The 17,640-nt window shown below is 66.2% G+C and carries 20 protein-coding genes; 13 read left to right on the plus strand and 7 right to left on the minus strand.

From position 1 onward, the window contains the following. Positions 1-75: 75 nt before the first annotated feature. From ACW9UR_RS09265 to ACW9UR_RS09275, 3 genes are all read right to left on the minus strand, one after another. Complete coding sequence (locus ACW9UR_RS09265) at positions 76-1,470, minus strand: sensor histidine kinase (protein ID WP_458917173.1); 1,395 nt, start codon at positions 1,468-1,470, stop codon at positions 76-78. A 68-nt stretch (positions 1,471-1,538) separates the two neighbouring features. Next, positions 1,539-2,954, minus strand: coding sequence for a dihydrolipoyl dehydrogenase family protein (locus ACW9UR_RS09270; protein ID WP_458916678.1), 1,416 nt, complete (start codon positions 2,952-2,954; stop codon positions 1,539-1,541). Then, complete coding sequence (locus tag ACW9UR_RS09275) at positions 2,954-3,685, minus strand: TVP38/TMEM64 family protein (protein ID WP_458916679.1); 732 nt, start codon at positions 3,683-3,685, stop codon at positions 2,954-2,956. Before ACW9UR_RS09275 ends, ACW9UR_RS09270 begins: the two co-directional genes overlap by 1 nt. A 253-nt stretch (positions 3,686-3,938) precedes the next feature. Between ACW9UR_RS09275 and ACW9UR_RS09280 the strand changes: the two genes are divergently transcribed. The 9 genes from ACW9UR_RS09280 (at position 3,939) to yihA (ending at position 10,932) form a co-directional block, all read left to right on the plus strand. Next, complete coding sequence (locus ACW9UR_RS09280; RefSeq protein WP_458916680.1) at positions 3,939-5,063, plus strand: porin; 1,125 nt, start codon at positions 3,939-3,941, stop codon at positions 5,061-5,063. Between the two features lie 148 nt (positions 5,064-5,211). Further along, positions 5,212-5,346, plus strand: a complete 135-nt coding sequence (gene rpmH / locus ACW9UR_RS09285; protein WP_458916681.1) for a 50S ribosomal protein L34 — start codon at positions 5,212-5,214, stop codon at positions 5,344-5,346. A gap of 25 nt (positions 5,347-5,371) precedes the next feature. Beyond that, a complete protein-coding gene (gene rnpA, locus ACW9UR_RS09290; RefSeq protein WP_458916682.1) occupies positions 5,372-5,839 on the plus strand; it encodes a ribonuclease P protein component in 468 nt (155 codons plus the stop codon). Continuing rightward, complete coding sequence (gene yidD, locus ACW9UR_RS09295) at positions 5,836-6,057, plus strand: membrane protein insertion efficiency factor YidD (protein WP_458916683.1); 222 nt, start codon at positions 5,836-5,838, stop codon at positions 6,055-6,057. Before rnpA ends, yidD begins: the two co-directional genes overlap by 4 nt. 56 nt (positions 6,058-6,113) lie before the next feature. Continuing rightward, complete coding sequence (gene ttcA, locus ACW9UR_RS09300; protein ID WP_458916684.1) at positions 6,114-6,956, plus strand: tRNA 2-thiocytidine(32) synthetase TtcA; 843 nt, start codon at positions 6,114-6,116, stop codon at positions 6,954-6,956. A gap of 122 nt (positions 6,957-7,078) precedes the next feature. After that, complete coding sequence (gene yidC, locus ACW9UR_RS09305; protein WP_458916685.1) at positions 7,079-8,890, plus strand: membrane protein insertase YidC; 1,812 nt, start codon at positions 7,079-7,081, stop codon at positions 8,888-8,890. A 1-nt stretch (position 8,891) separates the two neighbouring features. After that, the gene (locus tag ACW9UR_RS09310; protein ID WP_458916686.1) at positions 8,892-9,641 is read left to right on the plus strand and encodes an MOSC domain-containing protein; all 750 of its coding nucleotides are present in this window, start codon (positions 8,892-8,894) and stop codon (positions 9,639-9,641) included. Beyond that, positions 9,638-10,279 (plus strand): CatB-related O-acetyltransferase, encoded by a 642-nt coding sequence (locus ACW9UR_RS09315; protein ID WP_458916687.1) that lies wholly within the window; start codon positions 9,638-9,640, stop codon positions 10,277-10,279. The genes ACW9UR_RS09310 and ACW9UR_RS09315 overlap by 4 nt, the downstream gene beginning before the upstream one ends. Continuing rightward, positions 10,276-10,932, plus strand: a complete 657-nt coding sequence (yihA, locus tag ACW9UR_RS09320) for a ribosome biogenesis GTP-binding protein YihA/YsxC (protein WP_458916688.1) — start codon at positions 10,276-10,278, stop codon at positions 10,930-10,932. The genes ACW9UR_RS09315 and yihA overlap by 4 nt, the downstream gene beginning before the upstream one ends. Here yihA and ACW9UR_RS09325 read toward each other — a convergent pair. Then, on the minus strand, positions 10,916-11,440 hold the full coding sequence (locus ACW9UR_RS09325) for an SPOR domain-containing protein (RefSeq protein WP_458916689.1): 525 nt from the start codon (positions 11,438-11,440) through the stop codon (positions 10,916-10,918). The genes yihA and ACW9UR_RS09325 overlap by 17 nt on opposite strands. 104 nt (positions 11,441-11,544) lie before the next feature. Here ACW9UR_RS09325 and argB point away from each other — a divergent pair, with 104 nt between their 5' ends. From argB to ACW9UR_RS09345, 4 genes are read left to right on the plus strand one after another with little or no spacing between them, the layout of a single operon-like run. Continuing rightward, a complete protein-coding gene (gene argB, locus ACW9UR_RS09330; RefSeq protein ID WP_458917174.1) occupies positions 11,545-12,414 on the plus strand; it encodes an acetylglutamate kinase in 870 nt (289 codons plus the stop codon). Between the two features lies 1 nt (position 12,415). Further along, entirely contained in the window at positions 12,416-13,063 is a 648-nt protein-coding gene (locus tag ACW9UR_RS09335; RefSeq protein WP_458916690.1) for a ferredoxin, read from the plus strand. Next, positions 13,060-13,569, plus strand: a complete 510-nt coding sequence (locus tag ACW9UR_RS09340; protein ID WP_458916691.1) for a SixA phosphatase family protein — start codon at positions 13,060-13,062, stop codon at positions 13,567-13,569. Before ACW9UR_RS09335 ends, ACW9UR_RS09340 begins: the two co-directional genes overlap by 4 nt. Positions 13,570-13,625: 56 nt before the next feature. Beyond that, positions 13,626-14,324: a DUF1868 domain-containing protein gene (locus ACW9UR_RS09345; RefSeq protein ID WP_458916692.1), complete on the plus strand. Its 699-nt coding sequence runs from the start codon at positions 13,626-13,628 to the stop codon at positions 14,322-14,324. A 4-nt stretch (positions 14,325-14,328) separates the two neighbouring features. Here the strand turns inward: ACW9UR_RS09345 and ACW9UR_RS09350 are convergent, their stop codons facing one another. The 3 genes from ACW9UR_RS09350 to ACW9UR_RS09360 all read right to left on the minus strand — a co-directional run bounded on the left by ACW9UR_RS09350 (position 14,329) and on the right by ACW9UR_RS09360 (position 17,639). Further along, a complete protein-coding gene (locus tag ACW9UR_RS09350; protein WP_458916693.1) occupies positions 14,329-15,288 on the minus strand; it encodes a DUF808 domain-containing protein in 960 nt (319 codons plus the stop codon). 223 nt (positions 15,289-15,511) lie between these two features. Continuing rightward, positions 15,512-16,261 carry an amino acid ABC transporter ATP-binding protein gene (locus ACW9UR_RS09355; RefSeq protein WP_458917175.1) on the minus strand — a complete coding sequence of 250 codons (750 nt, stop codon included), beginning with the start codon at positions 16,259-16,261 and terminating at the stop codon, positions 15,512-15,514. 46 nt (positions 16,262-16,307) lie between these two features. Next, the gene (locus ACW9UR_RS09360; protein WP_458916694.1) at positions 16,308-17,639 is read right to left on the minus strand and encodes an amino acid ABC transporter permease; all 1,332 of its coding nucleotides are present in this window, start codon (positions 17,637-17,639) and stop codon (positions 16,308-16,310) included. Position 17,640: the final 1 nt, after the last annotated feature.

Raw genomic sequence — 17,640 nt, forward strand, 5'->3', positions numbered from 1 at the left:
CCCCGTGGCCGGGGTTTGCAACCCCTCTTTGCGACCCTTTTCGAAGGAAATCGCGAAGCGGCGAAAATCGACTTCTCAGCTGGCCTGCGCAAGCTGGCGCGGCAGGAAGATCCGGAAGATGGTGCCCTCGGCCGAGGTACGCTTCAGCTCCAGGACACCACCGTGGCCGCGCACCAGCTCGGCGGCGATGGCAAGTCCAAGTCCCGTGCCGCCGCGCCGCGCACCGCCCTTGAAGGGCTGGAACAGGTTCTCGCGGGCACGCTCAGGCAGGCCGGGGCCGTTGTCCGAGACTTCGACCTCGATGCCTCCGTCGCACTCCACGGCGGTCACCCTGATCTCGCCCGGCTTGCCGGTGCCGGCGATCGCCTGCCGCGCGTTTCGTACCAGGTTCGCCAGCACGCGGAAGAACTGCTCCGAATCCGCCTCGACGTGCAGCTCGTGCGGCACGTCGCAGATCAGCGTGACCTCGCCGTCCTCGATCTGCACCCGATCCCCCTCGAGCACCTCCTCGACGATCTGGCGCAGAATGTGCAGCTGCAACTGAGGCGCGGGCTCCTCGGCCTTGCCGAAGGTCAGGGTTCGCTCGCAAAGCGTGATCGCCCGGTCGAGCGAGCTGATCAGCTTGGGGGCGCTGCGCTTCACGGTCGGGTCCTCGGACCGCTCGAACCGGTCGGCCAGCAGCTGCGCCGTGGTCAGCATGTTGCGCAGGTCGTGGCTGATCCGGCTGACCGCACCGCCCAGCGCCGCAAGGCGCTCTTTCTGGCGCAGCGACTTGGTCAGCTGGGTCTGTAGGTCCGCCAGCGCGACCTCGGCGTCCATAAGCTCGGTCACCCGCGAGGTCGGCTTGATGATCCGGTGGCTGTCCTCGGGATCCTCGGCATAGGCGGTCATCGAGCCGACGACGCGCTTCATCGGCCTCACGATGAAGCGCCGCACCGCCATGAACAGCAGCGCCGCCGTGAAAGCCGAGATCACCAGCGAAAGCCATAGGATGTTCAGCCCGTATTGCAGCATCGCCGCGCGTAGCGGCATTTCCTTGAGCGTGACCTCGATCTCCACCCCGCCGCCCTTGACCGGCATCCCGATCACCCGGATCACCCGGTCCTCGGCGCGCACCAGCGTCGTCAGCGCGTCCCAGATCAGGGTGCCGGGGGAGGGATCGCGCAGATCGAACGTTTCGGCGACCGGGTCCGGCATCGGCGTGGCCAGGATCAGTTCGCGCATCGCGTCGCGCCGCAGCACGACGTTCAGCACTTCCGCGTTCTTCAGAAGCTCGACCTCGAGATCGGGCGAGACCATGTCGTTCGGGGTCGCGAGCAGCGACAGCGAGGCGATTTGACTCAGCTCCAGGCGCTCCTGAAGGTATTCCACGCGGAACCGCGCGACCGACGGCACAAAGATCAGCACTTCGGCCAACATCAGGAAGATGACCGTCAGCGTCAGGACGCGCCCGGATAGAGTGTTGACCAGTCTCTTCATGCCCAACCGGCTCCGTTCACCGCGCGAGGTATTGCGCCCGAGAACCGGTTGCAAGTCCATCAGAACCTCTGCACCAGCGAAACGTAGCCACGAACCTTGGAATTCCCGAACAATCTTGGCGAGAAATACTCGCTCGCCGCACGTTTGCTCACTTCACCCAGCGTCGGATAGGGCGCGACCATGTTCGCAATGGCCGTCATCTTCAGCCTGTTGGCGATGGCCAGCGCCCAGACCTGGATCAGTTCGCCCGCGTGCGGGCCGACGATCGAGGCACCGACCGGACGTCCGCGCACCACCATAACCTTGATCATGCCCTCGGTCTCGCGCTCGGCGCGGGCACGGTCGTTGCCACTGAAGCGGGCACGGACCACCTCAAGCCGATCGCCATGCGTCTCGCGCGCGGCCTTTTCGGTCAGGCCGACCTGAGCAAGCTCAGGGTCGGTGTAGGTCGCCCACGGGATGTGCGCGTTGGTTGCCTTAGCAGGCAGGCCGAACATCGCCTTACGCACCACGATCCCGGCGTGATAGCCCGCGACATGGGTGAAGTTCAGCCCCTGCGCCGCGTCGCCAATGGCAAAGACCCGGCGGTTGGTCGTTCGCAGGCCCGAGTTCACCTTCACGCCAGTCCTGTCGTACTCGATCCCGGCAGCCTCCAGCCCAAGGTTCTGCACATTCGGCGACCGGCCCACGGCCAGCAGCAGATGCGAGCCGGTGTACGCCTTGCCGTCCTTGGTGTGCACCGTGATCGCGCCGCCCTGCTCCGAGACCTTCTCGGCCAGCGCGCCCTCGACGATCTCGACGCCCTCGGCGCGCACACGGTCCAGAGCGATGGCCGCAAGCTCCGGATCATCCTGTCCCAACGCCTTGGCGCCCTCCAGCACGGTGACCTTCGAGCCCAGCCGTACATGCGCCTGCGCCATCTCGATGCCAATGGGCCCGCCGCCGATGACGATCAGGTGCTCGGGCTGCTCGCGCAGATCGAAAAGGCTTTCATTGGTCAGGTATGGCACGTCCTCCAGCCCCGGGATCGGCGGCACTAGCGGGGCCGAACCGGTTGCGATCACGATCCGCCGCGCGGTGATCCGGTAAGCGCCCGCATCCACCGTGTCATGAGCGATGAACCTGCCGAACTCGCGGATGACCCGCACGCCCAGCCCCTCGAACCGCTCCTGGCTGTCGTGGGGCGCGATACCGGCGATGGTCTCGCGTACATGCTCCATCGCGCGGGCATAATCGACCTGCGGCTTGACCGGCGACACCCCGAACACCTCGCCCGAGCGCATCGCTTGAGCATGGGCGGCAGCCGCGATCAGCGCCTTGGACGGCACGCAACCGAAATTCAGGCAATCGCCGCCCATCCGGCCGGCCTCCAGCAGCACCGTGTCCACACCCAGCTGCGCCGAGCCCGCCGCAGCAGACAGCCCGCCGGACCCCGCACCGATCACCAGCAGGTCGGTCTCGATATGCTCGCCCATCACACACCCTCGGTCTTGCGGAGTTTCTTCAGCAGGATCGGCAGCGCCGACAGCACGCAGAGCGCCAGGATCGGGCCCAGCACCTGCCATTCGAACAGGATGCCCAGGTCAGGCTTCTCGCCGCGGGCAAAGACCTCGCCCAGGCCCGCACCGACCCATGTGTAGACGACGGTGCCGGGCATGATGCCGAAGAAAGTGGTCAGCACGTAATTGCGCAGTTTCACGCCCATCAGCGCGGGCGCGAGGTTCGCCACGAAGAAAGGGATCGCCGGAACCAGCCGCATCAGGAACAGATAGCTGATCTCGTTCTCGCGCAAGCCATCGCGGATCCGGGTCATCATGCCCCGGCTCGCATCCATCTTCGCCTCGAGCATCTCACCCAGACCGAACCGTGCCGCCAGAAAGATCAGCACCGCCCCGACGGTCGCGCCCGTCACCGTCAGCAGAGAGCCCGCGACCAGGCCAAACAGGAACCCGCCGGTCAGCGTCATCAGCAGCGCGCCCGGCAGACTGAACGCCACCACGGCGACATAGATCAGCACGTAGACCGACGCCGCAAGCACGTAGGACTGGTCCCGCCAGGCCAGCAGAGCCTCGCGGTTGTCTGCCAACGTCCGGAAACTGATCACGTCGCGAAACGCGAAGCCCACCGCCGCCACCAGGGCGATGATGGCCAGCGGCCAGATCCGGCGCAGGGAAATGCCCGGGCGCGGTCTTGTGTGAGCGGTCATGTTGTCCTCGTCCATGTGTCCGCCAACAACTGGCCCAGAAACCCCGGCCTGGATAGTGGGTCTCACGCGGCGTTTATCGACCGTGGGGCTTTGTTACACCTGCGGGCGCGGCGGCATGGCGGCCGCTCTCGAATGCGTGAGCAATCGTGACGTGAAGACGTCTTTATGTCATCCTGCGGGCATTCCAATTGTGCGCTGCGGAAAATCCTTCGCCTCACTCCCCCGTGTGACCACATTACAGGAAGCCCTGATCATGCAGATCCTCACCCTCGCCCGTGCTGGCAGCGTTTCGCTCGCCGCCGCGCTGGCGGCTGGCGCCGCCGTCCCTGCCCTCGCCCAATCCGTACCGCTTGAGTTCTCCGGCCCGAACGGCTCGAGCGCCAGGTTCTACGGCCAGATCAACCAGGGCTTCCTCTACTATGACGACGGTGGCGAGTCCGAGACTTTCGCCCCGGTCGACAACGACAACTCCTCGACCCGCTTCGGCGTCGAGTTCGAGTACCCCGTCGGCAACTGGGTGATCGGCGGCACGGCCGAGGCCGAGTACCAGGTCCGCCCGTCGAACAAGGTCAGCCAGACCGACCGCTACTACGATGACGGCTGGAAGTTCGACGAGGAAGACATCCGCAAGGTCGAGATCTACTTCGCCACTCCCTACGGTAAGCTGTCGCTCGGCCAGGGCAGCATGGCCACCGACGGCATCGCCGAGATCGACCTCTCGGGCACCGGCGTGATCGCCTATTCTAGCGTCGCCGACACCGCCGGCGGCCAGTTCTTCCGCAACGACGCTGGCGATCTGACCGACATCACCGTCGGCAGCGTGTTCGACAACCTCGACGGTTCGCGCCGCTTCCGCGTCCGCTACGACACCCCGACCTACGCCGGGTTCACCCTTTCTGCAGCCTACGGTCAGGAAGTCATCGCGGATGGCGACGATGATGACTACTACGACTTCGCCCTGCGCTACGCCAACGTGTTCGGCGACTTCGAGACCGAGGCCGGCGTCGGCTACGGCTTCGCGGGCGACGATGTCGAGACCCTGTCGGGCTCGGCCTCGGTTATGCACACCCCGACCGGTCTGAACCTGACCGTCGCGGCGGGCGAGGAAGACCAGGACGGCGGCGACAGCCTGTCCTACGGCTACATCAAGGCCGGCCTGCAGCGCGACTTCTTCGCCTTCGGTGCGACCGCCTTCTCGGTCGACTACTATGGCGGCGATACGGAACTGGGCGAATCCTGGGGCCTCGCGGCCGTGCAGAACTTCGACGCGCAGAACCTCGAAGTCTACGGCACCGTCCGGAACTACAGCTACGATGGCGCGGACGATGACCTCGACGACGGTCTGGCCGTGTTCTCCGGCGTGCGCTGGAAGTTCTGATCCTCGGGATCACCTGAAAAAAGCGGCGGGTCCATGCCTCGGGCCCGCCGCTTGCACGTTGACAGTTCGCCAGAGAATCCCTAATAGCCGGGGTCTGAAATTTCAGAGGAGCGTCGCACCGGCAGCGCCCCTTGCAAGGAGAAACCCGATGAAACGCACTTTCCAGCCCTCGAACCGGGTGCGCAAGAACCGTCACGGCTTCCGTGCCCGCATGGCGACCAAGAACGGCCGCAAGATCCTGAACCGCCGTCGCGCTCAGGGCCGCAAGCGGCTGTCGGCGTAAGCCGGACGGCGCTCAGGCCAGGCACATGCCCGGCCCCGAGACCTTCCCCCACGCCGATCGCACGCCCGAAAGCCCGGCGATGATCGAGACGCTGCGCCGCCGCCCGGATTTCCTGGCAGCAGCGCGCGGCCGCCGTCAGGCCACTGCGGGCTTTGTGCTTCAGGCCCGCCGAAGAGATTCGGACACGCGGGATTTGCCCAAGGACGCGGAACGCGCTGCCACCCTGCCCGGACCCGATCTGGTCCGCGTGGGGTTTACCTGTTCCAAGAAGGTCGGCAACGCCGTCGCCCGCAACCGCGCCAAGCGCCGCCTGCGTGAAATCGCCCGGCTTGTCCTGCCGACACACGGCCGTCCGGGCTGGGATTACGTGCTGATCGGCCGCAAGGACGAGACGGCGGTCCGCGACTTCGCCCGCCTCCAGACCGAACTGGCCGAGGCGGTGGAGCGGATCCATGCGCCTCGTGAAAAGCGCGAACCCCGCCCCCCCGAATGACCTGGGCTGCCGCGATCCTGGCGCTGCCGGTGCGCGCCTATCGCCTGATCGGCAGTCCCTGGGTCGGGCGCAGTTGCCGCTACCAGCCGACCTGCTCGGCCTATGCGCTCGAGGCGCTGGAAAAGCACGGCGCCCTCAAGGGCGGCTGGCTGACCCTGCGCCGCCTCGGTCGCTGCCATCCCTGGGGCGGCTCGGGCATCGACAACGTGCCGGACTGACCTCAGCTCCCACTAATCCCTTGCCCCGTTGACCGGGCGGCTCTAACACCACGCACATGCTCGACGACAGCGAAGACATTCATCCCCTGTTCCGCGGCGCGCCCGCGACGACCGAGTTCCGCAAGCTGCGGAAGCGGATCGTCCGCCATACCCGCGAGGCCATCGAGAGCTACGGGATGATAGAGCCCGGCGCCCGCTGGCTGGTCTGCCTCTCGGGCGGCAAGGACAGCTACACGCTGCTCGCTGTCCTGCACGAGCTGCAATGGCGTGGCCTGCTGCCGGTGGACATCCTCGCTTGCAACCTCGACCAGGGGCAGCCGGGCTTTCCGGCGACCGTGCTGCCGAAGTTTCTGGAAGAGCGCGGTGTGCCGCATCGGATCGAGTATCGCGACACCTACTCCGTCGTAGTCGACAAGATCCCCGAGGGCCGCACCTTCTGCGCGCTCTGCTCGCGCCTGCGCCGCGGCCATCTCTACCGCGTCGCGCGCGAGGAAGGCTGCTCGGCGGTGGTGCTCGGCCATCACCGGGACGACATCCTCGAGACGTTCTTCATGAACCTCTTTCACGGCGGCAAGCTGGCGACCATGCCGCCCAAGCTGGTCAACGACGAGGGCGACCTCTACGTGCTGCGCCCTCTCGCCCATGTGGCCGAAGAGGATTGCGACCGTTTCGCCCGCGCGATGAACTACCCGATCATTCCCTGCGACCTTTGCGGCAGCCAGGACGGACTGCAGCGCAAGCAGATCAAGGGAATGCTGGACGAATGGGAGCGCCGCGCGCCGGGCCGGCGGCAGAAGATCTTCCGCGCGCTGACCAATGCGAATCCTAGCCACCTGATGGATCCCCGCTGGTTCGACTTCGCGGGCTTGACCCGGCCCGAGCCGCAGGACAAGGACTGAGCCGCGAAAAACTGGCGTGCCAGTGGCGATCCGCCGCCCGTATCAGGGCTGGCGGCCCTTGACCTTTGGCCCCCGGCCCTGTTGAACGCATCCAACCCCGATTTACCGCTGCGGAGCCCTTGATGGACGACCAGAACAAGAACCTGATCCTGGCGACGGCGCTGAGCTTTCTGGTGATCCTCGTCTGGTTCATCCTGTTCCCGCCCGAGCAACAGGTCGACACGACCGTCCCGAACCAGGAAGTCGTCGAAGGCGCGCTGACGCCCCCGGCCGCGGGCGGCGACAGCGCCACCGCTCCCGTCGCGCAGTCCGCCGAGCAAAGCCGCTCGGACGCGATCGCCGAGGCCCAGCGCGTGACCATCGACACGCCCAGCCTCTCGGGCTCGATCTCGCTGACCGGCGGGCGCATCGACGACCTGTCGCTGAAGAACTACCGCGAGGAAGTCGACCCCGACTCGCCCATCGTCACCCTGCTTTCGCCCGCCGGCACCCCGGCCGCCTACTATGCTTTCCACGGCTGGGGCGGCGCCGGTGGCCTGGCGCCCGACCAGCTTCCCGGCCCCAGCACCGAATGGCAGGTCGAGGGCGATACCGCGACTCTCGGCGTCGACAGCCCCGTCACGCTGGTCTGGGACAACGGCCAGGGCCTGACCTTCCGCAAGACCATCGCGCTCGACGAGGACTTCCTCTTCACCATCACGCAAAGCGTCGAGAACACCACCGAATCCGAAGCGCGGCTCTATCCCTACGGCATCATCGCCCGCGAGGGCGAGCCCGAGCAGGTCGGCTTCTTCGTCCTGCACGAGGGCCTGATGCTCTCGGCCGACGGCAAGCTGACCGAGGAAAGCTACGACGCGATGACCGACTATGACGCGGTCCCCGCCGAGGGCGGCACCGCGTTGCAGACCCAGGTCTCCGAAAACGGCTGGATCGGCTTCACCGACCACTACTGGATGACCACGCTGATCCCCGAACCCGGTCAGAGCTTCACCGCCGTGGCCAAGCACGTGACCGGCGCCGACGTATTCCAGACCGACATTCGCCTGCCGGTGCAGGCCGTCGCCCCCGGCGCCTCGATCGAGAAGACCAGCTACTTCTTCGCCGGCGCGAAGCAGTGGGAGGCGATCTCGGGCTACCAGAAGACCTACGGCATCAACCAGTTCGTCGACTCGATCGACTGGGGCTGGTTTGCCTTCCTGACCAAGCCGATCTTCCGCGCCCTGCACTGGCTGAACCTGGTGATCGGCAACATGGGCCTCGCGATCATCGCGCTGACCCTGATCATCAAGGCGCTGCTGTTCCCGCTGGCCTACAAGTCCTACGTCTCGATGTCGAAGATGAAAAAGCTTCAGCCCGAGATGGAGAAGATCAAGGAACGGGCCGGCGACGACCGCATGAAGCTCCAGCAGGAGATGATGGCGCTCTACAAGAAGGAAAAGGTCAACCCGGCCTCGGGCTGTTTGCCGATCCTTCTGCAGATCCCGATCTTCTTCTCGCTCTACAAGGTGATCTTCGTGACGCTCGACCTGCGTCACGCACCGTTCTTCGGCTGGATCACCGACCTGAGCGCGCCGGATCCCAGCTCGATCCTGAACCTATTCGGGCTGCTGCCGTTCACGCCTCCGGGCCCCGAGAGCCTGCTCGGGATCCTCTCGATCGGCGTGCTGCCGATCCTCATGGGCATCACCATGTGGATGCAGCAGAAGCTGAACCCGGCGCCGACCGACAAGACCCAGGCGATGATATTCGCGTGGATGCCCTGGATCTTCATGTTCATGCTGGGCACCTTCGCCAGCGGCCTGGTGCTGTACTGGACGGCGAACAACATCATCACATTCACCCAGCAGTACGCGATCATGCGCAGCCAGGGCGTGAAGCCGGACGTGTTCGGCAACATCATGTCCTCGTTCAAGCGCAAGAAGGAAGCCGACTGACATGCCCCGCCTGGTCTCCATCGAGCGGCACCCGATCAAGGCCATCGGGCGCGAGGAGATCGGGCGGGTCACGCTCACGGCCGACCAGACCCTGCCCGGCGACCGCCTCTGGGCAGTGGAACACGAAGCCTCCCGATATGACCCGAGCGACGGCTGGGGTCGTTGCATCAACTTCGTGCGCGGCGCCAGCTCGGCGCAGCTGATGGCGGTTCGGGCGGAAACGCTGGCCGATGGTCGCATCCGCCTGAGCCACCCGAGCCGCCCGGTGCTCGAGGTGGATCCGGACATTCCTGAAGACGCCGCACGACTGATCGACTGGGTCACGCCGATCTGCGATCCGGACCGGGCGCAGCCGGTCCGCGTCGCGCGCGCCGGAGCGCAGGGCATGACCGACAATCGCAATCCCTGGCTCTCGATCCTCTCGACCGGATCGCTCGCCGCCCTCTCCGAGGTCGCGGGCACCGAGCTCGAACAGGCACGCTTCCGGGCGAATCTCTGGATCGACGGGCTTGCCCCCTGGCAGGAGTTCGACCTCGTCGGCAAGCGCCTGACCATCGGCGCCGTCGAGTTCGAGATCGCCGAACGGATCGAGCGGTGCCAGGCGACCTCGGTCGATACGGCGACCGGCGTGCGCACGGTCGATACGCTGAAGCTGCTCCAGGAAAACTGGGGCCATCGCGATTTCGGTGTCTTCGCCCGTGTGGTGAACGGCGGCGAGATCGCCACCGGAGACGAGGTCACCCTGCCATGAACGGACCGTCCCCCGACACGCTGCATCCGATGGAAGGCTACCCGCGCGTGGTCTATCTACGGGCGTTTGCCCAGAACCGCCCCAATGTCGAGGTTGGCCGGTACACCTACTACGACGACCCGCACGAGCCCGAGAAGTTTTTCGAGCGCAACGTGCTGCATCATTTCGAGTTCTTCGGCGACCGGCTGATCATCGGTCCCTTCGTCGCCATCGCCACCGGCGTGCAGATCTTCATGAACGGCGGCACCCATGCGATGAGCGGGTTCTCGACCTACCCGTTCAACATCTTCGGCCACGGGTGGGAGGAAGGCTTCGATCCCCAGACCTGGTCGCTAGAACACAAGGGCGACACGGTGATCGGCGCCGATGTCTGGATCGGTCACCAGGCCGTGCTGATGCCCGGCGTCACCATAGGCGCGGGCGCGATCATCGCCGCACATTCCGTCGTCACCCATGACGTCGCGCCATACACCATCGTCGCCGGCAATCCCGCGCGTGAGGTGAAGCGCCGCTTCGACGAGCCCACCGTCGCGCGCCTTCTGGACATCGCATGGTGGGACTGGCCCGCTGAGAAGATCACCCGCAACCTGAACGCAATCCGCGGGGCCGACCTGGATGCGCTGGAGACCGCGCAATGACCACCCCGACCTTCCCTCTGGCCGAAACGCCCGACGCCGAGGCCGCCGAGGCCGGGCGCCTGATGTTCGCGCGGCAGGCCGATTTCGTGAAAGGCGTGGTCGCGATGGACGGCCTGCCCCCCGGAGACCGGCTCGAGATCTGCTTCGCGGGCCGCTCGAACGTGGGCAAGTCCAGCCTGATCAACGCGCTCACCGGCCGCAAGGCGCTGGCGCGCGCCTCGAACACGCCGGGCCGCACGCAGGAAATCAACTTTTTCACCCTCGACCCGATCTACCTTGTGGACCTTCCCGGCTATGGCTTCGCCAAGGCACCGGTTGCCGTGGTGGCGAAATGGCAGGCGCTGCTGAAGGACTACCTTTCGGGCCGTGCCAACCTGCGCCGGGCCTTCCTGCTGATCGACAGCCGCCACGGCATCAAGGACGTCGACGAAGAGATCATGAAGCTGCTTTCGGTCGCCGCCGTGCCGTTCCAGGTGGTGATGACCAAGGCCGACAAGCCGAAGAAGGCGGATCTTGAGAAGTCGCTGGCGTCGACCCGCAAGAAACTCACCAGCTATGCCGCCGCCTACCCCGAGATGATCCTGACCTCCTCGGATACCGGCGAGGGCCTGGATACGCTGCGCGCGACGATCGCCGCTATGGTATCCGACTGAGCAGATAGGCGTCGTTGAAGCCCATCGCCTCGGCCAGCCTGAGCGCCGCGCCTTCCTCTGCCGGAGAGCGCAGCGGCCCCAGGAACACCCGCCGTCCCAGCCCCGGCGCGCCCTTGGTCTGCACTGGGTATCCGAGGTTCCTTGCTTCCGAGGCCAGCCTGTTCGCAACGTCGTCCGTCGCCCCTGTCGCCAGGTGGACATAGCGCGTCGGCCCGCTGCCGCGCGCCGGGGCGCGCAGTGCGGCCGCATCCAGCGACGCGAAATCCGGCAACTCGCTAGCATAGGTCACGCAATTGTACTGCCGCAGCCCGCCGAGGTTCAGTGTCGGGTACGCCGTGCGCGTCCGGGCGGTACCCATGAAGCCCGAAGCCGGTCCCCGCAACTCGAGGTCGCGGTCATAGCGCTGGAACAGATCCCGGCAGATCCCTGCGCGGCTGGCATCGCTGACCGGCGCCGTCGTGCAGGCCCCGACCAGCAGCGCCGCTCCCATAAGTCCTAGTGCTCGCACGGCGGTTTCCTTTCCGTTTCGTCTGGAACCTTTTCCAGATATTACCTATGCAGCACGCATTTGCACGCCCCCGGAGAGCCCGCAGAATGGAGAAGTCACAGGCCATGAACCGCGACTGGATCGCCACCGCCCGCACCCTGTCCGAGGCCCTGCCCTATCTCCAGCGCTATGACGGCGCGACGGTCGTCATCAAGATGGGCGGCCATGCGATGGGCGACGACGAGGCGATGACCCGCTTCGCCCGCGACATCGTCCTGATGAAGCAATGCAACGTGCACCCGGTGCTGGTCCACGGCGGCGGCCCGATGATCAACCAGATGCTCGACCGCCTGGGCGTCCAGTCCACCTTCGTCGGCGGCAAGCGCGTCACCGATCAGGCCACCGTCGAGGTGGTCGAGATGGTCCTCTCGGGCACCGTCAACAAGCGCATCGTGCAGGCGATCAACGACCAGGGCGGCCGCGCCGTCGGGCTCAGCGGCAAGGACGCCAAGCTGATCGTCTGCGAGAAGGCGCAAGGCCCCAAGGGCGAGGATCTGGGCTTCGTCGGCGAACCCAAGCAGGTGAACCCGGCGGTTCTGCGCACCTTCCTCGACAGCGACTTCATCCCGGTCGTCGCCCCGCTCGGCACCGGCGCGAACGGCGAGACCTTCAACATCAACGGCGACACGGCGGCGGGCGCCATCGCCGCGGCGATGAAGGCCGACCGCCTGCTGCTGCTGACCGACGTGGCCGGGGTGAAGGACGGCGACGGCGACGTGATCACCAACCTCACCTCGGAACAGGTCCGAAAGCTGACCGAGGAAGGCGTGATCGCCGGAGGCATGATCCCCAAGACGCAGACCGCGCTCGACGCCATCGACGGCGGTGTGCGCGCGGTGGTCATCGTCGATGGACGCGCCCCTCATGCCGTCCTGCTGGAGCTCTTCACCGAGCATGGCGCCGGCTCGCTGATCCGGGCGCAACCCAAGGCCTGAGGTGCTTCGCGGCATCGCCTCCGCGCTCGCCCCGCACGGGCTGACCGTGCTGGGCACGCTGCGGGCCAACCCCGGCGACGACCTGCCCGAGGGCACGCAATCTCTTGCCCTCGTCGGCCCCGATGGCCCTGCCATGTGGCCGGTGTTCCGCGCCTCACCCGAGTTTGCCGACGGCCAGCCCGACCCGCTCGACCGCTGGTCCCGGCGCACGCTCGACGCCGTGGCAACGGACCTCGGCACGGCGGCGCTCTACCCGTTCGGCGGCCCGCCCTGGCACCCGTTCATCGCCTGGGCGCTGCGCACGGGCCGGATCCACGCCTCGCCGGTCACGCTCCTCGTCCATGACACCCACGGCCTGATGGTGTCCTTCCGCGGCGCGCTCGCCCTTCCCGTGGCGCTCGAACACCGCACCTCCCCCAGCCCTTGCGAGACCTGCGCGACGCAGCCTTGCCGCACCGCCTGCCCGCCCCGCGCGCTGACCCCAGAGCGTTACGACGTGCCCGCCTGCCGCGCCCATATCGCGTCGCCCAAGGGCACGGACTGCCGCGACGGCTGCCTCGTCCGCCGCGCCTGCCCGGTCGGCCAGGGGTTGCGCCGCGCCGAGCAATCGGCCTTTCATATGGCCGCATTTACCGGAGGCCCTCCATGAAGACCCTGATTCTGATGCGCCACGCCAAATCCTCCCGCCCCGAAGGGGTCGAGGATTTCGACCGCCCGCTCAGCGAGCGCGGCACGCGCGGCGCGCAGGCCGTCGGCGCCTGGATGCGCGACAAGGGCCACCTGCCGCAGAAGGCGCTGGTCTCGGCCTCGAACCGCACCCGCGAAACGTGGGAGGGGCTGGGCCTTGAAGACGACTGCCCGGTGCGCCTGACCAAGGAACTCTACGACGCCGCCTCGGGGCAGGTCCTGGGCGCGATCGCACGGCAGGAAGCCAATGCGCTCCTGGTCATCGGCCACAACCCCTCGATCGAGAACATCGGCGCGCACCTCCTGCGCGAGGCCGAGGTCCCCGAGGATCTGGCGCGCTGGAAGCCCGGCACCGTCGCGGTGATCGAGTTCGACATCGAGGACTGGAAAGCCGCCGGGACGGCACCGGGCCGGCTGGTGGACTACGCCACGCCAAAGGGGCTAGGGGTTACCGCGGACGCCGAGTGATCCGTCACGGATCTGTCGCGAACCATCGCTAGGGCTGCCGAAAACGGAGCCCGCCGATGACTTTGACCCACGGGCTTGCGGATTTCGCCGCAAGCGCGCACACCGCACCGCCCGCACGCCTCGGCACCCGCTACGACAGCACCCGCTTCCTGCCCGAGGCCGGGAACACCGTCGTCTGCCATCTCGATCTCGATGCCCCCGGTCACGAAGCGGTGCTTGAGGCCCGCGCCCGCATGCAGGCGTTGCCCGGGGCCAAGAACTTCCTCTTCACGCCGATCCCCAGCTTGCACATGACCGTGTTCGAGGGCGCGCTGGAGACCCGCCGCAGGCCTGACGCCTGGCCTGCCTGGGCGGCGCTGGACGCCCCGATAGATCAGGTGACCCAGGCCCAATTGCTCCGCCTCGAAGGTTTTCGCGCGCCGCCGCCCTTCTCGGTGAGAGTGGTGGATCTCAAGCCGACCGGCCTACAGCTGGCAGGCGCGACGGACAAGGACGAGGCCGCGTTGCGCCAATGGCGCGAGGCGCTTACCGCGCCTTTCGGCTACCGGCATGCGGACCACGACGCCTATGTCTTCCACATGTCCTTCGCCTACCCGCTGGCCTGGCTGCCGGACGTGTTGCTGCCCCGCTGGCAGCAGGACTACGACGCGATCCTTGCCGATCTTCAGCAGGCCGCCCCGGTCATCCCGCTCAGGCGACCCGCGTTCTGCAGGTTCCCCGACATGACCGTGTTCGAGGAACTGCTGGTCCTCTGAGCCCTCAGGCGCTGGTCTCGGACTTGCCCGTGATCGGCGCCACCACCTTGGTCATCACGGCGACGATCACCGCGCCCAGCGCCAAGCCCAGGATGCCGTCCAGCACCGCCTTGACCAGCCATTTCACCGCTCCGGCCCAGTCGCCCGCGCCGCCGCCGAGGCTGGCCGCGATGCCATCGATGAAATGCTCGGGCCCGTGCCAGCCGATCTCGGCCAGGCTGTGCACGATGATCGAGCCACCGACCCAGAGCATCGCCGCGGTGCCGATGGTCGTCAGCAGCTTCATGAACGCGGGCATGCCGCGCACGATCAACTCGCCCAGCTTGCGCGTCACAGTCAGACGGCCCGCGCGCGCGAGGAACAGGCCAAAATCGTCTGCCTTCACGATCAGCGCAACGCTGCCGTAAACCAGAACCGTGATCCCCACGGCGACCACGGCCAGTGCCGCCGCCTCCATCCAGATGCCCGAGTCGGGAAGCTGCGACAGGGCAATCGTCATGATCTCGGCCGAGAGGATGAAATCCGTCTTGATCGCGCCCTTTACCTTCTTCTCCTCGAGGTGGGCGTCTGACAGCTTCTCCTGGTAAAGGTCCTCCTCGTGGTGGTCTGCGGGATTGAGGACGTGCCAGACCTTCTCGGCGCCCTCGAAGCACAGATAGCCGCCACCCAGCATCAGCAGCGGCGCAATCAGCCAGGGCGCGAACGCCGACAGCAGCAAAGCGACCGGCAGCAGGATCACCAACTTGTTGAAGATCGATCCGCGGGCGATCTTCCAGACGATGGGAAGCTCGCGGTCGGCCGAGAAGCCGTGCACGTATTTCGGCGTCACCGCGGCATCGTCGATCACCGCGCCCGCCGCCTTGGCCCCGGCCTTCGAGGCCTGTCCGATCACGTCATCGACCGAGGCCGCCGCCACCTTGGCAATGGCCGCAACATCGTCAAACAGCGCCAGCAGTCCGCTCATCGTTCCCCCAGTTCCCGCGTCGGTTCCGGCCCAAGGACCGGCAGTTGATCTAGGGCGAAGCTTTAGCCTGTCACCCGGCAGTCCCGAAACGAAAATCGGCCCCGTTCGGGGCCGATATCACGCGTTTACGAAGTTTTCATAAACTTTTCACCATATATTTCATGGCGTTAAGGGGGTTTTCACGATGAAATCCCCCTTTTGCACGGTGAAAGGCCCCGCCCGGTCAATGCCCCAGGATCTGGCTGAGGAACAGCTTGGTCCGGTCGCTCTGCGGGTTGTTGAAGAACTCCTTGGGCTCGTTCTGCTCGACGATCTGGCCCTGGTCCATGAAGATGACCCGGTTCGCCACCGCCTGCGCAAAGCCCATCTCGTGGGTCACGCACAGCATGGTCATCCCCTCTTCGGCCAGCTCGATCATCGTGTCGAGCACCTCCTTGATCATCTCGGGGTCAAGCGCCGAGGTCGGCTCGTCGAACAGCATGATCCTTGGCATCATGCAAAGGCTGCGCGCGATCGCCACGCGCTGCTGCTGCCCGCCCGACAGCTGGCCCGGATACTTCAGCGCCTGGTCGGGGATCTTCACCTTGGTCAGGAAGTGCATCGCCCGTTCCTCGGCCTCTTTCTTGGGCGTCTTGCGCACCCAGATCGGGGCCAGCGTGCAGTTCTCCAGGATCGTCAGGTGCGGGAACAGGTTGAAGTGCTGGAACACCATCCCGACTTCGGACCGGATCTTGTCGATGTTCTTCAGGTCGTTCGACAGCTCGATTCCGTCGACGACGATCTGCCCCTTCTGGTGTTCCTCCAGCCGGTTGATGCAGCGGATCAGCGTCGACTTGCCCGACCCCGAGGGGCCGCAGATCACGATCCGCTCGCCCTGATAGACGGTCAGGTTGATGTCGCGCAGCACGTGGAAGTCCCCGTACCACTTGTTCATGTCGGTGATGTTGATCGCCACCTCGTCCGAGACTTGCATCTTGGCGGCGCCGGTCTCTGGTGCAGTATCAGCCATCAGAGCCTCCTTACCTGTGATCCGTGCGGAGCCTGCGCTCCAGATGTTGCGAGTAGCGGGACATGCTGAAGCAGCAGATGAAGAACAGCAGCCCGATGAAGACGAAGAGCTCCCAGTAGATCCCCTGCCAGGCAGTATCGGCGCGGATCGCGTTCGACATGCCGATCGGGTCCAGCAGGCCGATGAAGACGACCAGCGTGGTATCCTTGAACAGTCCGATGAACGTGTTCACGATGCCCGGGATCGAGATCTTCAGCGCCTGCGGCATGATGATCAGCCGCTGCGCCTTCCAGTAGTCCAGCCCCAGCGCATCCGCCGCCTCGTACTGGCCGCGCGGCAGCGCCGCGAGGCCGCCACGGACCACCTCGGCGATGTAGGCGGCGGCGAACAGGGTCACCAGGATGATCACCCGCAGCATCAGGTCGAAGTTGGTGCCCGGTGGCAGGAAGTAGTTGAGCAGCAGCGACGCCGTCAGCAGCCAGACGATCAGCGGCACGCCGCGGAAGATCTCGATGAAGGCGATGGAGCACTTGTTGATGATGAACAGGTTCGACTGCCGCCCCAGCGCCAGCAGGATACCCAGCGGCAGCGACAGGATGATACCCGAGACGCCGATGATGAAGGACAGCATGAAGCCGCCGAAGTCCTTCGAGGGCACGAACCGCAGCTCGAGCGGGATGATCGAGCCCAGGACCCCGGCAACCGGGCCGGTCAGGAACATCCAGTAGAGGATCGGCAGCACGATCGCCGCCACCGTCCCGGCCAGCGAGCCGACCTGCTTGCCGATCACGACCATCGCGGCCCAACCGACCACGAAGCCCAGCGCCACGGCGAGGGGTACGCCGATCGACCCGCCCCACATGAACCAGTAGATCAGGAAAGGCGCGGCGAGCGTGAACCAGATCAGTTTGCGCGGCAGCGAACTGAACAGCGCCGGCGCGCAGCCGGCGAGGAACACGATCAGGCCAACCACCGGCCGCCAGTAGAGATCTTGCGGATAGAAACCGAACAGCAGCTGGTTCCAGCGCTCGGCGATCACGGCCATGCAGGCTGAGGCGACGCCGTGGCCTCCGTCGCTTGGCCCGTGAATCGCGTCGCGGATCTCGCGGCACTCGCCGAGCGAGCTGGCGTTCCAGACCGAGTTCCAGAACCAGGGGATGATCCCCGCCAGGACCGTCCAGATCGCCAGCAGACCAAGCACCGTCAGGATCACGTTCAGCCAGCTTGAGAACAGGTTCTCGCGCATCCACTTCACGGCGCCCCGCTCGGCCGCGGGCGGCTCGCTCGGCGGCAGCATCGTCTCACGGACGTAGGCAACGGTTTGTGCGTGCGTATCGCTCATA

Source organism: Halovulum sp. GXIMD14794 (assembly GCF_054457455.1).

Excerpts from the sequence above, each read along its gene's own strand:
- ACW9UR_RS09270 (WP_458916678.1), bottom strand. The coding sequence starts at position 2,954 with ATGGGCGAGCATATCGAGACCGACCTGCTGGTGATCGGTGCGGGGTCC.
- ACW9UR_RS09275 (WP_458916679.1), bottom strand. The coding sequence starts at position 3,685 with ATGACCGCTCACACAAGACCGCGCCCGGGCATTTCCCTGCGCCGGATC.
- ACW9UR_RS09280 (WP_458916680.1), top strand. The coding sequence starts at position 3,939 with ATGCAGATCCTCACCCTCGCCCGTGCTGGCAGCGTTTCGCTCGCCGCC.
- rpmH (WP_458916681.1), top strand. The coding sequence starts at position 5,212 with ATGAAACGCACTTTCCAGCCCTCGAACCGGGTGCGCAAGAACCGTCAC.
- rnpA (WP_458916682.1), top strand. The coding sequence starts at position 5,372 with ATGCCCGGCCCCGAGACCTTCCCCCACGCCGATCGCACGCCCGAAAGC.
- yidD (WP_458916683.1), top strand. The coding sequence starts at position 5,836 with ATGACCTGGGCTGCCGCGATCCTGGCGCTGCCGGTGCGCGCCTATCGC.
- ttcA (WP_458916684.1), top strand. The coding sequence starts at position 6,114 with ATGCTCGACGACAGCGAAGACATTCATCCCCTGTTCCGCGGCGCGCCC.
- yidC (WP_458916685.1), top strand. The coding sequence starts at position 7,079 with ATGGACGACCAGAACAAGAACCTGATCCTGGCGACGGCGCTGAGCTTT.
- ACW9UR_RS09310 (WP_458916686.1), top strand. The coding sequence starts at position 8,892 with ATGCCCCGCCTGGTCTCCATCGAGCGGCACCCGATCAAGGCCATCGGG.
- ACW9UR_RS09315 (WP_458916687.1), top strand. The coding sequence starts at position 9,638 with ATGAACGGACCGTCCCCCGACACGCTGCATCCGATGGAAGGCTACCCG.
- yihA (WP_458916688.1), top strand. The coding sequence starts at position 10,276 with ATGACCACCCCGACCTTCCCTCTGGCCGAAACGCCCGACGCCGAGGCC.
- argB (WP_458917174.1), top strand. The coding sequence starts at position 11,545 with ATGAACCGCGACTGGATCGCCACCGCCCGCACCCTGTCCGAGGCCCTG.
- ACW9UR_RS09340 (WP_458916691.1), top strand. The coding sequence starts at position 13,060 with ATGAAGACCCTGATTCTGATGCGCCACGCCAAATCCTCCCGCCCCGAA.
- ACW9UR_RS09345 (WP_458916692.1), top strand. The coding sequence starts at position 13,626 with ATGACTTTGACCCACGGGCTTGCGGATTTCGCCGCAAGCGCGCACACC.
- ACW9UR_RS09350 (WP_458916693.1), bottom strand. The coding sequence starts at position 15,288 with ATGAGCGGACTGCTGGCGCTGTTTGACGATGTTGCGGCCATTGCCAAG.
- ACW9UR_RS09355 (WP_458917175.1), bottom strand. The coding sequence starts at position 16,261 with ATGCAAGTCTCGGACGAGGTGGCGATCAACATCACCGACATGAACAAG.
- ACW9UR_RS09360 (WP_458916694.1), bottom strand. The coding sequence starts at position 17,639 with ATGAGCGATACGCACGCACAAACCGTTGCCTACGTCCGTGAGACGATG.